This is a genomic window from Gracilimonas mengyeensis (assembly GCF_900182705.1).
Taxonomy (GTDB): Bacteria; Bacteroidota; Rhodothermia; order Balneolales; family Balneolaceae; genus Gracilimonas; species Gracilimonas mengyeensis.
This window is the reverse complement of record NZ_FXTP01000007.1, coordinates 84,113-98,157: the sequence shown is the minus strand read 5'-3', so window position 1 is coordinate 98,157 and position 14,045 is coordinate 84,113. Positions and strand designations below refer to the sequence as shown.

General features: G+C 42.7%; 16 protein-coding genes and 1 tRNA gene. 5 read left to right on the top strand and 12 right to left on the bottom strand.

All coding sequences use genetic code 11. The features are described from left to right. Positions 1–71: 71 nt before the first annotated feature. Entirely contained in the window at positions 72–1,847 is a 1,776-nt protein-coding gene (locus FN815_RS09230; RefSeq protein WP_142454342.1) for a chloride channel protein, read from the bottom strand. 256 nt (positions 1,848–2,103) lie between these two features. Here FN815_RS09230 and FN815_RS09225 point away from each other — a divergent pair, with 256 nt between their 5' ends. After that, on the top strand, positions 2,104–3,408 hold the full coding sequence (locus FN815_RS09225; RefSeq protein ID WP_142454341.1) for a polysaccharide deacetylase family protein: 1,305 nt from the start codon (positions 2,104–2,106) through the stop codon (positions 3,406–3,408). Positions 3,409–3,502: 94 nt separating this feature from the next. Here FN815_RS09225 and FN815_RS09220 read toward each other — a convergent pair whose 3' ends face one another. Further along, a complete protein-coding gene (locus FN815_RS09220; protein WP_142454340.1) occupies positions 3,503–4,105 on the bottom strand; it encodes a DedA family protein in 603 nt (200 codons plus the stop codon). A 266-nt stretch (positions 4,106–4,371) separates the two neighbouring features. Between FN815_RS09220 and truA the strand changes: the two genes are divergently transcribed. Further along, positions 4,372–5,130 carry a tRNA pseudouridine(38-40) synthase TruA gene (truA, locus tag FN815_RS09215; protein ID WP_142454339.1) on the top strand — a complete coding sequence of 253 codons (759 nt, stop codon included), beginning with the start codon at positions 4,372–4,374 and terminating at the stop codon, positions 5,128–5,130. A gap of 51 nt (positions 5,131–5,181) precedes the next feature. Beyond that, positions 5,182–5,253 (top strand) — tRNA-Asn (locus FN815_RS09210). Between the two features lie 207 nt (positions 5,254–5,460). Here FN815_RS09210 and FN815_RS09205 read toward each other — a convergent pair. Next, positions 5,461–5,712: a hypothetical protein gene (locus tag FN815_RS09205; RefSeq protein WP_142454338.1), complete on the bottom strand. Its 252-nt coding sequence runs from the start codon at positions 5,710–5,712 to the stop codon at positions 5,461–5,463. A gap of 263 nt (positions 5,713–5,975) precedes the next feature. Between FN815_RS09205 and FN815_RS09200 the strand changes: the two genes are divergently transcribed. Then, positions 5,976–6,284: a hypothetical protein gene (locus FN815_RS09200; protein ID WP_185957237.1), complete on the top strand. Its 309-nt coding sequence runs from the start codon at positions 5,976–5,978 to the stop codon at positions 6,282–6,284. A 19-nt stretch (positions 6,285–6,303) separates the two neighbouring features. Next, complete coding sequence (locus FN815_RS09195) at positions 6,304–6,981, top strand: hemerythrin domain-containing protein (protein ID WP_221930294.1); 678 nt, start codon at positions 6,304–6,306, stop codon at positions 6,979–6,981. 66 nt (positions 6,982–7,047) lie between these two features. Here the strand turns inward: FN815_RS09195 and FN815_RS09190 are convergent, their stop codons facing one another. From FN815_RS09190 to FN815_RS09150, 9 genes are all read right to left on the bottom strand, one after another. Continuing rightward, on the bottom strand, positions 7,048–8,208 hold the full coding sequence (locus tag FN815_RS09190) for an IS481 family transposase (protein WP_342780481.1): 1,161 nt from the start codon (positions 8,206–8,208) through the stop codon (positions 7,048–7,050). A 207-nt stretch (positions 8,209–8,415) separates the two neighbouring features. Continuing rightward, positions 8,416–8,595 carry an acetyltransferase gene (locus tag FN815_RS09185; RefSeq protein WP_142454336.1) on the bottom strand — a complete coding sequence of 60 codons (180 nt, stop codon included), beginning with the start codon at positions 8,593–8,595 and terminating at the stop codon, positions 8,416–8,418. Positions 8,596–8,771: 176 nt separating this feature from the next. Further along, a complete protein-coding gene (locus FN815_RS09180) occupies positions 8,772–10,160 on the bottom strand; it encodes a chloride channel protein (RefSeq protein WP_142454335.1) in 1,389 nt (462 codons plus the stop codon). Between the two features lie 145 nt (positions 10,161–10,305). Further along, a complete protein-coding gene (locus tag FN815_RS09175) occupies positions 10,306–10,797 on the bottom strand; it encodes a DUF4149 domain-containing protein (protein WP_142454334.1) in 492 nt (163 codons plus the stop codon). A 12-nt stretch (positions 10,798–10,809) separates the two neighbouring features. Continuing rightward, a complete protein-coding gene (locus FN815_RS09170) occupies positions 10,810–11,889 on the bottom strand; it encodes a hypothetical protein (RefSeq protein WP_142454333.1) in 1,080 nt (359 codons plus the stop codon). Positions 11,890–11,893: 4 nt separating this feature from the next. Next, positions 11,894–12,211, bottom strand: a complete 318-nt coding sequence (locus FN815_RS09165) for a metal-sulfur cluster assembly factor (protein ID WP_142454332.1) — start codon at positions 12,209–12,211, stop codon at positions 11,894–11,896. A gap of 14 nt (positions 12,212–12,225) precedes the next feature. Then, positions 12,226–12,465, bottom strand: a complete 240-nt coding sequence (locus tag FN815_RS09160; protein ID WP_142454331.1) for a DUF2249 domain-containing protein — start codon at positions 12,463–12,465, stop codon at positions 12,226–12,228. 36 nt (positions 12,466–12,501) lie between these two features. Continuing rightward, positions 12,502–12,840 carry a ferredoxin family protein gene (locus FN815_RS09155; RefSeq protein ID WP_142454330.1) on the bottom strand — a complete coding sequence of 113 codons (339 nt, stop codon included), beginning with the start codon at positions 12,838–12,840 and terminating at the stop codon, positions 12,502–12,504. Between the two features lie 95 nt (positions 12,841–12,935). Then, a complete protein-coding gene (locus FN815_RS09150) occupies positions 12,936–13,955 on the bottom strand; it encodes a COX15/CtaA family protein (RefSeq protein ID WP_142454329.1) in 1,020 nt (339 codons plus the stop codon). Positions 13,956–14,045: the final 90 nt, after the last annotated feature.

Sequence of the window (14,045 nt, the reverse complement as noted above, 5' to 3'; positions counted from 1 at the left end):
AACCAAAGGATCTTTTCAAGTTGTACTTGAAAAGCACCAGTCAAAAGAGGTTGCACCTCTTGTACTACTAGCTAAACAGAAAACTCGATAAGCTTACGCCGGTAGGCAGAAAAGAGCTTGGACTTGGAAATAAACCCGACATAAGTTTCTTCATCAACAACCGGGAGGTTCCAGGCTCCGGTAGAACGGAATTTCTGGATGACCGATTTCATATCCTCATCTTTCTGAATCGTATCGGGAGGCTGAGTCATGAGCTCGGCAACGGCTATGATATCGTACAGGGATTCATCAAACATAATATCCCGGATGTCATCCAGCGTAAGAATGCCTACTAGCTTTCTACTCGAGCTAACCACTGGAAAGATATTTCGTTTGCTGGTTTTGACGACCTGAATTAGTTGCCGCAAACTCATTTTGGGATGAATCTCCGCAAAGTTCTTTTCCACCAGTTTGTCCACCGTTAGAACTGAGAGTACGGCTTTATCTTTGTTATGGGTGAGTAAGTCACCTTTTTGAGCCAGCTGTGTTGTATAAATGGAGTGCGGCATAAAGTGCCGTGACACCAGAAAGGAGATTGCCGATACCAACATAAGAGGAATAAAAAGTTCATAACCGCCGCTAATCTCTGCAATCATAAATATGGCGGTTAGCGGGGCGTGTAAGGTTCCTGCCATCAGGCCAGTCATGCCTACCAGCGTGTAGTTACTAACCGCTATGGAAGCAATACCGGCATCGTTGATGCAAATGGAGTAGAGATAACCAAGGGTAGCACCGGTGAAAAGAGCCGGTGCAAAAATACCGCCAATTCCGCCTGCCCCGATGGTAAAAGAGGTAGCAATGATTTTAAACATCATCAAACAGAGAAGCATCAGGATAATGAAATACTCTTTGCTGTCTAAGCTTTCAAGAATCCCAAAATTGGCAATCTGAGTTACATTACCGTTTAATAAAATATTGATGGTTTCATAACCTTCACCGTATAAAGGCGGGAATAAGAAAATCATCAACCCAAGAAGACCACCGCCAATTAATGTTCGCCTAAACTGCGTGCTGATCTTGTTAAAATAAGCACTTACCCGAAAGTAAATTTTGTTGAAGTAGAGGGAGATAAATGCCGTTATCACTCCTAATAAGATGTAGAGAGGTAGTTCCTCCACCACAAAAGGGGACACTTTATCCAGGTGAAAAATATAATCGTTGCCTTGAATAAAAATGGAGGTAACCACGCCTGCCGCAGAAGACAAAAGCAGGGGAATCAGGGAGGTGAGGGTGAGGTCCAGGCTGAAAATCTCGATGGTAAAAATGATAGCTGCAATAGGCGCATTAAAAATGGAAGCCAAAGCCCCAGCTGCGGCACACGACATCAACAAAATCCTTGATTTATAATCGATGTGCATCACCCGGCCCAAATTAGAGCCGATGGCAGCTCCGGAACTTACGGTTGGGGCCTCAAGTCCCACCGAGCCACCAAAACCCACCGTAAAAATACTGGTTATGATGGATGAGTACATCCGGTGAGTGGGGAGAATCCCATTTTTACGCAAGATGGAAAACAGGGTAGAGGGAATACCCTGACCAATTTTCCCTTTGATCAGCCTCCGTATAAGCACGGTAATACCGATACCAATAATAGGAAATACAAAATAGTAGGGGTTAAAATATTGGCTGAAGTTGTTGGAGCTTATGAGCTGTTGAATCAGGTGCGTGGTGTTCTTCAGAACAACGGCCACCAGTCCGGTAATAAAACCGACAAGAACACTAAGAATCAGTACAAATTGCTGCTGGGATAAATGGCGGGCCCGCCACACCAATATTCTTCCCAATACTGTTTTTGGTGAGTGTGACATCTAAGAGCTTTTTTGACCCATATTAATCATGTGAAAGCTTGCAGGTTACCAGAAAAAAGCAGGCATAATATAATAAATTTTAGCCTCACAACTTAAGTTGTAATGATATGCACCCCCTTTCTATTGAATTATTTTTGATTAATGCTGAATAGAGAAGCAGGTATAAATTTGCTCAAAATTTGGTCACTAATTGTTCACTATAAAGTGTTATAATCAAGGCGCTTAAATACATGCTTCATCCCTTAATATAACACTGATGAAATACCCCTCTGTTATTCTGATCCTCTTTTCACTTCTATGTACTCAACATATTAAAGCTCAATCTGCTGGTGATAATTATGAAATTGCCACCTGGCAAGGTTTTGGTGAGGCGGCGGTAAGTTATACCTTTGATGATAACTATGGCAACCAGTTGGATGTAATGGTTCCTATGTTCAATGAATATGGGTATCAGCTGACTTTATTTACCTTTACCAATGCTTTTATTTCCGCTAATTATGAAGGTCTTTCAGAGGCGGCTGCACAGGGACATGAAATTGGCAGCCATACAGTAACTCACCGTAATCTTTCTGACTTGTCCGATGAAGAACAAATAGAAGAGTTGGCTAACTCCAAGGCGACTTTAGAGGATAATATTAGCGGTTATTCGGTACATACCATCGCATACCCATTCTGTGTTCCTGGCAATAATGATATAACTAGCCAGTATTATATCGCTGCCCGCGGATGTTCTGGTCAGATTGTTTCCAATGATCCCTCCAATGCCATGAACATCAGCTCTATGGTGATCGGTACGGAAGGACATGAAACCACGGAGGATTTCAACAACCGGGTGAATGCAGCGGCACGTACAAAAGGCTGGGTTGTGTTCTTAGGTCATGGATCAGACGGAGAAGGTGGCTACTCGGAAGTCTCTTCCAGGGAAATAAAAGGTAATCTTGACTACATGGCTGAAGGTGATACCCGGTTTTGGGTAAGCAGTTTTGGAAATGTATTCAAATATAGCCAGGAACGTGAATCGGCATCCTTCACAGAACTATCGGCGAGTGAATCTCAAATAGAGTTGGAGCTGACAGATGAACTTGATAATGAAGTGTATGATGTGGCGCTAACGGTCCGTCGTGAATTGCCCCAGGACTGGGATTCTGCTTCGGTATCTCAAAATGAAGAATCACTGGATGCTCGAATAGTTACACTGGATGGATCAAGGTTTGTGGAATTTAATGCTGTACCGGACCAGGGAACCATCACGATAGAAAATCAGGTAGCAACTTCAAACGAGCTGATCGATAAAGCCGACTCTTTTAACCTGATTCAGAATTATCCAAACCCGTTTAACCCTTCCACTAAAATCAGCTTTCATTTGCCGGTTAACAGCGAAGTGAGCCTGAGAGTGTTTGATACCTTAGGAAGAGAAGTGGCAACCCTGATTGATAACCGTAAAGGGCCCGGCTTGCATAATGTCCATTTTGATGCCTCCCATCTTTCCAGCGGCTTGTATATCTATCAACTCAATGCCGGTGATTTCATGGAAACCCGTAAGATGATGCTGGTTAAGTAACTTCTAATTTTGAATGCTAAATGTTGAATTTTGAATTGCTAGAACCATGGAAAATGGGTGATTAAGCTTCGTCCCAATCTTCAATCTTAAATTTTTAATCTTCAATAACTGTTTTTTTGAAGATGTGATAGAGGTACCAAGCAATCATCCCTCCAAACACCACATAGCTGATTGGATCAAGGTAGTTTTGGATGTTGGAATAGTTGTTGCCCAGTGAAGCTCCGGCCCAGCTAAGCAAAGACGTCCAGATGGCCGTACCCAGAGTAGTCAATAAAAGAAAAGGCAACAGACTCATATTTTGGATACCTGCAGGGATAGAGATGAGGGAACGGAGTCCTGGTATCAAACGGCACACAAAGACGGCCAGCGCGCCTCTTTTCTCAAACCAGGAGGAGGCCCGGTCAATATCTTTAGGGGAGATCATAAACCATTTGCCGTATTCGTCGGCCAGGGTTTTAAGTTGTTCCTCCTCGATAAAATATCCCAGGTAGTACAGAGGTAAGGCTCCCAATACTGAGCCAATAGTTCCCGCGATAATTACCCCAATAATCGTTAGCGATCCATTGGTGGTTACATAGCCAGCAAAGGGGATGATGACTTCCGAGGGGAGGGGCGGAAAAACATTTTCGATGAAGGTTAAAAAGGCAATGCCGGCGTAGCCAACGCTTTCAATAATAGATTGTATCCAGTCTGTCATAGTGGAAAATGATAGTCATATTTCCTCTGATTTGTTTCTGGTTTTGTAATGAAGGCAGTGTACGATAAACAGGAATAAGGAATTCAATATCCAAAATTAAAGATGTAAGATTAATTTTGAATACTAAATGTCGAATTTTCAATTATTGTCTGTCAGAGATCTTTTCAAGTTGTACTTGAAAAGCGTAAGCCAAAAGAGGCTTCGCCTCGACAAGACTGCATAAAAGCTCATGGCTTACTATCTTCCGGCTCATTTTAAAAGAGCACATGCCCCGATATAAACTAACGATAGAATACGACGGTACCGACTTCAGTGGCTGGCAGATACAGCCTAATGCCATCACCATAGAAGAAAGCCTGGAGGAGGCCTTTTCGACTGTACTGCAGCAACCTGTCGACTTAATAGGACAGGGTCGGACAGATGCCGGTGTTCACGCCAGGGGACAGGTGGCTCATGTGGATCTTCCTGAACAGGCAGATTTGGAGAAGCTATTATCTGCCGTAAACAGGATGGCCGGGGATCATATACAAATTATTGACCATCAAAAAGTGCATGCTGACTTCCATGCCCGTTTTGATGCCATAGCCCGCCAGTACGAATACACACTCACCACCCGAAGCATGCCATTGATGCATCGCTACACATGGCCATTGCGCCAACCGGTAGAACTGGAAAAGCTCCATGAATGTGCGGAACTATTGTTGGGGGAACATGATTTTGCCGGCTTCTCCAAATATAATGAAGACAACCGGACTACACTTTGTACTATTCAAAAATCCGAGTTTGAGATTGATGGCGAAGTGCTCAAATATCATATTCGCGCAAACCGGTTTCTGAGAAACATGGTTCGGAGGTTAATTGGCACCATGGTGTACGTGGGACAAGGAAAAATTTCAAAAAAAACTTTCCGGCAAATTTTAGAAAAAACTGCGTTTAAAGCGCCTACGTACACAGCTCCGGCCCGCGGATTAGTGCTTCAGGAAATTTTCTACAAAAAAGTTAAAAAAACTCTTGAAAGTAGTTAGTATAAGTACTTATATTTGTCGCCCCTCGAAGGAGGGACGTCACTAAAACATTCCTCGGTAGCTCAGTGGCAGAGCAGTTGACTGTTAATCAATTGGTCGTAGGTTCGAATCCTACCCGGGGAGCACTTCGAAAGCCTTAAACGCTATTTAAATATGCGTTTAAGGCTTTTTTGCTTTTAGGTGGGTACAACAAAAGTACAACACTCCCGATAGCTCCCCAACCGGATAGTCTGAGCCGTTCCGAAAACTTCACAAAATTACCTCAAAAATTTTTTCTCAAACCTGCTCCATTATTGTGCGCGAGTTTCCAGCTTCACCATTTTTTTCTGATTATTGTATATCCACTTTTTGGATGTCGGCTATGTAGAAAATTTCATTGCCAATAAAATCGATGTTGCCACCGACTACCTGGAAATAATCTCCCGTTTTTAATGGTGGTTCAGCTTCCGACAGCGACTTTGTTACTGGCTGATTTGTTGTTGAACCGCCCTCATTTTCCCATCGCTCTTGCAGTTTATAATATTTTGCCGATTCACCCGATAGATCCAATTTAATCTTGAGTTGATACTTTTTGTCTTCCATAATCTCTCTCTGTTAACTATTAACCTATAAAATATAGAGAAGTTTTGCATGAAGTAGTACTCCTTACACGAACAGGCGCCAATGGTTGGATTCCTGAATATTGTTCGATTGAGCTCTTGAACAATAGCTTTTCGGAATAAAGAAAAGATAATTAAGTGATATATACAGCACTTCACAATAATTATGTAATGCTTTACGGCAGTGGGTAGGACAACTTGACTTCATAATTACTCACCACAAATCTAATTCGACGGAGCTAAGCTATGACACTCATGACAATACTTGGATACATCACAATTGGAATTATCATTGGGTGGTTGAGCCGAATCATCACCAAAGACCGGGGTGTTGCCATGATTCCCAGTTTAGCTTTTGGTGTGCTCGGGTCTTTAGCAGGAATGGGCATCGTTCTAATTATAGACGTGGCAGGCGCTGCATTTTATGCCGGAATTGGGGCTCTCTGTATTTTATTTACGGTGAATGTTTTTAGCCATGAAACAGCAAATATGATTAGTCATGAAACGGCTTTTTTTAGAAACGGAGGGAATTTTGGAGGATATCGAAGAAAATGAATCGACAAATGTTTTAAAAATGACCATTACGAATTTCTTGCAGGAAGAGAAGAGAGGCTCCGAATTATTGCAAGTGTTAGGCATTCCGGCACAGGGAAATGGACATAAAACGCTAATGGAAGTTTGCACAGCCCAGCAGCGTAACGAAGATGAGGTGATTAAAGAAATTGAACGGTTGAAGAAAGAACCTGAATTTGATTATCCCGAGGGGTTTTTTAGCTGGTTGCCGAAGCATGTAATTCAATACCTGAAAGAGGAACATCACGAGTACACCTGTTCACTCATCCGAGATGCGCAAGAATACGGTGAAAGAGCGTGGGAGGTTCATGGCATTCAGTATCCGAAGTTGAATGAGGTAAAATGGTATGTTCAGAAACTGAAAGAAAAGCTTGAAACACACCTGAATTTTGAAAAACTAGAATTCTTTCCAATGATGCTCAGGTTATTTGACTTGAATGGTGAAGCCTCGAATGAAATAGTTGAGACGCTGAAAAAACAAGCTAAGATCATCGAGAAAGATCAGGAAGAAATTAAGGATTACCTTCAGAGAATACATGATCTGACTGATGATTTTACCCCACCTAGTGAAGCATGTACTACCTTACGGATGTTATATTTTACGCTCTTAAAGTTAGATGAGGATCTAATAAAACATTACTTTAAGCAAGAAAAATATTTACTTTCGAAATTAAAATAAACTTCAAAACTTGTTAATGATGGTTCATAACCTGTAATAGCCACGACTTGATCTGACAGTCACTGGTTAGAAAGTTGTTTTTGTTGTCAGGTTCCTCTCGTCCAAATTTGGCGCTTGTTGGCTTTGAATTTCCGCACGTAATTCGAGGGGAGAATCTACCGGTTCTCCCTCCTGATTGCTGTTCTGCCAAGGTAACTCGTCCACCTGTTTTTCCAAAGCTAAATGTTTGCTGTCCTCCAACGTCTGCCACGGTGTTTTGCCGTAGCAATACTTGCCGGAATGGGTTCGTTCGGTGTTATACCAACTGATCCACTCATCCAATTCAGCCTGCAACTCCTCGATGCTCCGGAAGACTTTCTTACGAAAGATGATCGAGTAGAACTCTTCTTGAATGGTTCGGTGAAACCGTTCGCAAATTCCATTGGTCTGCGGGGACTTGGCTTTGGTTCGCGTGTGGTCGATATCCTCCAGATCCAAATACAACTGGAACGGATGATTCTCGAGTTTTCCGCAGTATTCGGTGCCCCGGTCGGTGAGGATTCGCAACAGGCGAATACCCTGCTCCTCATACATCGGAAGCACCTTGTCATTGAGCAGATCGGCAGCGGTAATGGCATCCTTAGCGTTATAAAGCTTCGCTTGGGCGACTTTGCAATACGTATCGATATAGGTTTGCTGGTAGATGCGTCCCACGCCTTTTATCGTACCCACATAGTAGGTGTCCTGAGCTCCCAGATATCCGGGGTGATGGGTCTCGATTTCTCCGCGAGCCACTTTTTGCTCTTTCGCTTTCTCTAAGGCCACCAACTGTGCTTCGGTTAAGATAATCCCTTCCTGGGCTACTTTGGCCTCTAACGATGCCAACCTTTTTTTGAAGGTCTCCAAATCATGACGCAGCCAAATGCTTCGTACGCCGCCGGGAGAAATGGTAACGCCTCGTTTGGCTAGCTCATTACTGGCACGTTGTTGCCCATAAGCGGGGTACTCAAGTGCCATAGCAACCACCTGCTCTTCGATAGCGGGATCTACCCGATTCTTGTGATTGGGTTTACGCCTGGAAAGCTCTTGAAGGGCCGCCTGGCCACCGGTGTCATACAGCTCTTTGATCCGGTAGTAACTGTCACGGGAGTAGCCCATCGTGCGACAGGCTTGAGACACATTGTTTAAATGAGTCGCTAATTGTAGTAATCCTAACTTGGTTTTGATTATTTTGTCTTGTGTAGTCATGGTGAGTCTGGGTTTAGTGATTAGGTTTTGCTTACTCTAATCTAACTAAACTGTCAGATTTCATCGTGACTACTTCACATAACCTTAGTAACCCAAGCCCGACTAACCCCAAATTTCCGGGCAAGAGCAGCTTTGTTTTTTTACCTTTCCTGAGTCCAGCAATTTGCTGTACACTTTAGCCTGCTCAGCAGGGGATTTAACTAGATTTTAAATTTCCTCAATTATCTTTTCTATATCCAAAGATTGCATGGCACTGATGGCCGCCTCCATAGCTCCTTCTGTGCAAAGTCCACTCATGGAGGCATCCATAAATCCTTCCCTTGCGACTTTGATGCAGGCATTGCGGATCTGTTCTGCAAGTACAAGTTGTTCAGACGTACTTTTCATACTGTCAGCCTAGCTTTTTAAAGTTCGAGTTCATATTTGCCTTGTCGATCATCATAAACAAAAAATGATATAGTATATATAGTACAGCAGCAATGGCAAAAATATTGATGTGGCCATCACCCTAGTATCAGTATGCTATTGTCAGGGTAACAATGTAAATGCTTTGCCTTTCCAAATCAGTGCTCTTTCCACCTCCAAACCCGATGCATTGGTGAGGAATTATCTTTTCGATGTTGTTGTGTATTAATAAGACGAACTCGCTCAGTGCATATATAACTTGTAACACTTGCTGCGGCGACAACAGGAAATAAAGCTCCACCGGTTAGGCTAATTAAGATAATACTAGTACTGATGGGTGTTTTTGTTACTCCTACATTCACAGCTGCCATTAATCCAATAATAGCTACAGGCATGGGAATGAATTGGGAGGTTGCTAATGAAATAGCGATGCCACTGCTTGCACCAATAAAGAATAATGGAAATATAAAACCACCACGATAACCACTATGGAGTGTAAAACTGATTGATAGCATCTTCACAAAAACAAGTAACACCAATAAACCTACAGCGCCCCAAAGGCTGTAGTTTAACTGGAGTGTAGAGATACCATTTATTAAATCAATAATTTGAAACTCGCTCCAGAATAATGGTGTAGTAATAAAATTGGCAGGAATAGTTATAGCTAATAGCCCTATTGTTACTCCTCCAACAGATCCGAGTAGAACAGGATATTTTTTAAGTGGAAAAAGTAGTTTGTCTATTCTTCTAAAAATAATAATAAAAAGTATGGCTATTCCGGCTCCGATTATTCCCATCCCAATACCTTCAAATACGAATAGCATAGACATGTCAGTGAGTTGGGGTAATTGATATAAAGCTCCTTCATAACCAATGAACAAGCGGAAAACTACAAATGCAGCTATTGCAGAAATAACAGATGGGATAAGTGCTTCATAATATTCAAGCCCGCGATTATGAGGGATTTCGAGAGCAAAAAGGGCTCCTCCAATTGGGGCACCAAAAAAAGCTCCCAAAGCAGCAGCCATTCCGCAAAAAGTAAACGTTCGGATTAGATCCCCATGTAGCTTTAACTTTTCTCCTAGTTTACTACCGCTACTACCTATTAATTGTACGAGTGGAGCTTCTGGTCCTGCACTTCCTCCAAATACAATACTCGTTAGTGAATTAATAAACATGGATGGATTTTGTTTGGGATCCATGCGGCCTTGCTTGACATGAATATTATTTACAACCGCTGAAATTTCACCTGGCGTACGCAGATATTTCATTAAAAAGCCTACTATTATTCCACCGATTGTTGTCAAAAGTACAATTGAAAACATTTCTGCACCCTTTACTTTGAAACCAGCCTGTAAGGCTGGTTGTATAACATCCCAAATAACATAGAGTCCGCCAGCAAGAATTCCGTAGTATATAGTAGCAATAAGCCCACCCAAAAGACCAATTATTACGGCCCACAAAATTGTTTGACCATAGGGCATTAAACGATTCTCCTTTGACCGCCCAGGAGCTTGCAAGAAAGAAGGGATCGAAAACTTTTTCATTGTCTTAGCTAGTAATAACTTATTAAAAAGATAGCAAAGCTAAGTATTAATATGAGCAAACTCAGGTATTTTATGTTTAGCCCATACCTATAATATATAGGAGGAATCTATAAGAGATAATTGGATTATTTTTGTGAAGCCACAGCTATCCCCGAACTACTCTGATGGCATAGTACAAAATCATCAATCCGAAGACCAGGTTAAGTCGCCCCAGCCAGCTTGAGACCTTCCGAAAGGTTTGGGTTTGGGGTGAGTCTGGATTCGATTCCATCAACTCAGCAGCTTTGGGGCCGAAGTAAAAATCATGAAGTCCGCTGATGATGAGGACGATACTGAAAATGATAAGCTTGATCCCGAGGTAATAGCCGAAACCGGCTTGCCAGAAATCAAGGGAGAAAAATAAACGCCAGTCAAACCCACGAGTAGTCAAATTGGTAATACCGGTGATGATCAAGATCAAGAACAACATCCAGGAAATGCGACTGAATTTTTCACCGATGATCTTAAAAAACGTTCCCCGGTTTGGCGCTATGATCTTATGGTGTGAAGCAGGAACCAAAACCGCGACCGTAAATAGCATTCCGCCGACCCAGAAAATAGCTGATAGAATGTGAATGAAGAGGGAGATATAGTACATAATTACAGTCCGTTATTTTGAACGGTTTTTTCCAATTTGCACGAGAACACCGCCTAAAAACATCAAAATAGCCAACACATTGATCCATGAGCCGATAGATCGAATAGAATAAAAGCCCAAAAAGTCTCCGGCAATCCGGATAACAAGGGAACCGTGAAGCAACACTAACGGCAGATAAAAATAGCGGCTCCAGGGAATGATCTTCCCGGAAAGGGACGGAATGATAACCGAGGCGTGAGCAAATATCATGCTGAATACAAAGCCGACGAATACCATGTGGAGCAACGCATCATAAATAGGTCCGGCTGCGGAAAGGCCGTATATCAATCCAAAAATTCCGGTGAGAATAAGCCAGCCATACCCACTGAGCAGACACCAGGCACTGTACTTGGTCCATTGCACGGATTTTATGGTCTTTCGCGCAATATCGTATTTGATAAGCCAGATGGCTGTAGCGAGCGTAGAAACCATCACCAAATGCCAGCCGTGCACACGATTCACATGAAGTAAGGCGGTTCCCAATATCCAAACGAAAATGAATGCCACAAAAGCCCACTGCGCTTTTTTAGGCGGACGCATAATTCGGTTTAGCTCCAAACGCTCTCCAAAAATAGTGAGTACGGGAAAGCCCATCCACCAGATCACGATCTCGAAAACCGGTGCTCCCATTGTGAACAAAAGATTTCCAATGAATAGAGAAGCCCCGCCTATCGCCATGATGTAGTGATAGATCTTTGGCTGAATGATGCAGATGTGTAACAGGGTGAGGGTCACGAAAAAACTACCGGTCGTAAATAACCAGCTTCCGTACTGTAGATCCACAAATAGCATGAAGATCACAGAAGCTGCCATCAAAAAGGGACCGGAGAGCGTCCATCGTTTTTCTAAAGCAGCCGCGCGTTCCAGGCCGATGAGTGTTCCCAGGAAAGCGTTGATCATCAGAGGGCCATGGAGTCCGCCGGGGATGTGCAGGTTTACATCTCTCAGAAAACCCAATTTGGCGAGCCCTGCAAATAAACCGGTGAGTAATCCAAGGGCTGCAAAGGCCATAAAACCGGCCAATAATTTGTTCGAAAATCGAAAAGCTTGCATCCGGCTATTGATTGAGTTGGGGAGGTGGGACAGCGAAAAATTCAACATCAGGTACGATCATATTTACTGTCCATTCAGGTTCCATTACCAGCTTGCTTTCGGCCGATTCGATGCCTTCGATTTCGGTAAGTGCCTTATCAATTTGTTGTTGTAGATAACGACGCATGGGGCAGCCCGGAGTGGTGGTTGTATATACTATTATGACATGCCCATCCTTAATAAGTATGTCATAAACCAACCCAAGATCCACGATGTTTACTCCCAACTCGGGATCTATCACCTCTTTTAATTTTCGGGCTACCCGGCGCCGTTTTTCGGTCATGAAATTCAATTCCGTTATGCAGTTTTAGCTATTCTTACCTTCCATATTTCAGGACCTTCTTCAAGATATTCCCAGTGAAAAACATCGTCTCCCAGCATAGCTGACATCTGATAACGCAGTGGCTTGGGATCGTGGTCATTTACCAGGATGAAGGCTTCGTTTTCGTCCAGGTTTTCGAAGGTTTTAAAAATTGTCGGGTGTTTTTGTGGAGGAGGAATTACTCTCACATCCAATTCTTGCTCTATATCAGACATTTTTGTCTTATTTAAGGTTAAAAATTTTAGCTGAAACTAACTCCAGCTTTTGATCAACTCATTAAGTTTAGGAAATTTGTCGGCCCATTTTTCAGCCTCGGGCAATGGCTCTTTTGCTTCGTTGATGATCCTGTCTGACCATTCTTCAGCAAGTTGTTCGTTCAACTCAATGTAATGCTCCCACTTCATGGGGACTTCATCATCGGGATAAATAGCTTCCACAGGACATTCGGAAACACAGGCATCGCAATCGATACATTCAAAGGGATCGATAGTCAGGAAATTCGGACCTTCCCGGAAAGCGTCCACCGGACAAACGGCTGCGCAATTTGTGTGCTTACAGTTAATGCAATTCTCGGTGACTACGTATGCCATGTGGTTGAACGATTAAATATTGATGTCAACTAATCTGTCCCAAAGGTAGAAAGCCGTGAACTGATTATCAATAATAAAAACGGCTAAATTAGATTTTAATATTTTAGGCGATGTGCAATCGTCAGGAAGATGATCCAGAAGAGGATAGCAATGCCTTGATGAAGAACTCCCAGCGAAATTGGGACATGATTTACAAGCGTGAGAACACCAACGAGGTATTGCAGTAGTATGATAGTAAGCAAAGCTCCGCTCATCGCTTGCAGCCATTTACTTTTTGATTGTTGAACAGCAGACTTCCACCAGAATATGACTACGGATATCAAAAGAAGCGTTCCGGTAACCCGGTGAATCCACTGAACGGTTCCGGGATTTTCAATCAGGTTTAGCAGAAAGGGATCTAAAGCAGCGAGGGTTGGTGGAATCCACTGCCCAGCCATTTTTGGAAACGTATTATAGATGTATCCGGCATCGAGTCCGGCAGTGAAAGCTCCATAAATGAGTTGAATTATAAATAGAACTCCAACGACCGAAAGCCATTTCCTAAGAATTGATTTTTGAAGAACCTGTATAGATCTATTCCTGAGATCCAATGCGTACCAAAGGCAAAATCCAATCAAGATAAAAGCCAACATAAAGTGTGCTGCAAGCCGATAATGGCTTACATAGGGAATATCCACCAAGCCACTTTTTACCATGATCCAACCCATGGCACCTTGCAGGGCTCCCAATCCCAGGAGAATAAACATACGTTTCAATAATCTGGAGTCGAAATACCCTTTGGCCCAAAAGTACCCGAAAGGAATCAGGAATACGATGCCAACTACACGCCCGAGAACCCGGTGCAGATATTCCCAAAAGTAGATGCCTTTAAATTTTTCCAAACTCATACCGGCATTGAGCTGTTGGTACTGTGGAAATTCTTTGTAGCGCTCAAAGGTCTGCTGCCAATCGGTTTCATTCATTGGAGGGATTGAGCCCATGATCAGATTCCAGTCGCTCATGGAAAGTCCGGAATCAGTTAGACGGGTGACTCCACCTATGATGATCATTAGGGAAATCAAAATAATGCCTGTCCAAAGCCATACATATACCGACCGGTGAAAGGTGTAATTCATTTTTTGGAGTATTTGGTGATTTCAAAGGGAATAAAAGTAAGAGGCTTTAAATTGACTTACAATATTTTAAACTATTATTACCGTTTTTAT

Excerpts from the sequence above, each read along its gene's own strand:
- FN815_RS09165 (WP_142454332.1), bottom strand. The coding sequence starts at position 12,211 with ATGACCGAAAAACGGCGCCGGGTAGCCCGAAAATTAAAAGAGGTGATA.
- FN815_RS09190 (WP_342780481.1), bottom strand. The coding sequence starts at position 8,208 with ATGACTACACAAGACAAAATAATCAAAACCAAGTTAGGATTACTACAA.
- FN815_RS09205 (WP_142454338.1), bottom strand. The coding sequence starts at position 5,712 with ATGGAAGACAAAAAGTATCAACTCAAGATTAAATTGGATCTATCGGGT.
- truA (WP_142454339.1), top strand. The coding sequence starts at position 4,372 with ATGCCCCGATATAAACTAACGATAGAATACGACGGTACCGACTTCAGT.
- FN815_RS09185 (WP_142454336.1), bottom strand. The coding sequence starts at position 8,595 with ATGAAAAGTACGTCTGAACAACTTGTACTTGCAGAACAGATCCGCAAT.
- FN815_RS09160 (WP_142454331.1), bottom strand. The coding sequence starts at position 12,465 with ATGTCTGATATAGAGCAAGAATTGGATGTGAGAGTAATTCCTCCTCCA.
- FN815_RS09170 (WP_142454333.1), bottom strand. The coding sequence starts at position 11,889 with ATGCAAGCTTTTCGATTTTCGAACAAATTATTGGCCGGTTTTATGGCC.
- FN815_RS09180 (WP_142454335.1), bottom strand. The coding sequence starts at position 10,160 with ATGAAAAAGTTTTCGATCCCTTCTTTCTTGCAAGCTCCTGGGCGGTCA.
- FN815_RS09225 (WP_142454341.1), top strand. The coding sequence starts at position 2,104 with ATGAAATACCCCTCTGTTATTCTGATCCTCTTTTCACTTCTATGTACT.
- FN815_RS09200 (WP_185957237.1), top strand. The coding sequence starts at position 5,976 with ATGACACTCATGACAATACTTGGATACATCACAATTGGAATTATCATT.
- FN815_RS09155 (WP_142454330.1), bottom strand. The coding sequence starts at position 12,840 with ATGGCATACGTAGTCACCGAGAATTGCATTAACTGTAAGCACACAAAT.
- FN815_RS09220 (WP_142454340.1), bottom strand. The coding sequence starts at position 4,105 with ATGACAGACTGGATACAATCTATTATTGAAAGCGTTGGCTACGCCGGC.
- FN815_RS09150 (WP_142454329.1), bottom strand. The coding sequence starts at position 13,955 with ATGAATTACACCTTTCACCGGTCGGTATATGTATGGCTTTGGACAGGC.
- FN815_RS09175 (WP_142454334.1), bottom strand. The coding sequence starts at position 10,797 with ATGTACTATATCTCCCTCTTCATTCACATTCTATCAGCTATTTTCTGG.
- FN815_RS09195 (WP_221930294.1), top strand. The coding sequence starts at position 6,304 with ATGACCATTACGAATTTCTTGCAGGAAGAGAAGAGAGGCTCCGAATTA.
- FN815_RS09230 (WP_142454342.1), bottom strand. The coding sequence starts at position 1,847 with ATGTCACACTCACCAAAAACAGTATTGGGAAGAATATTGGTGTGGCGG.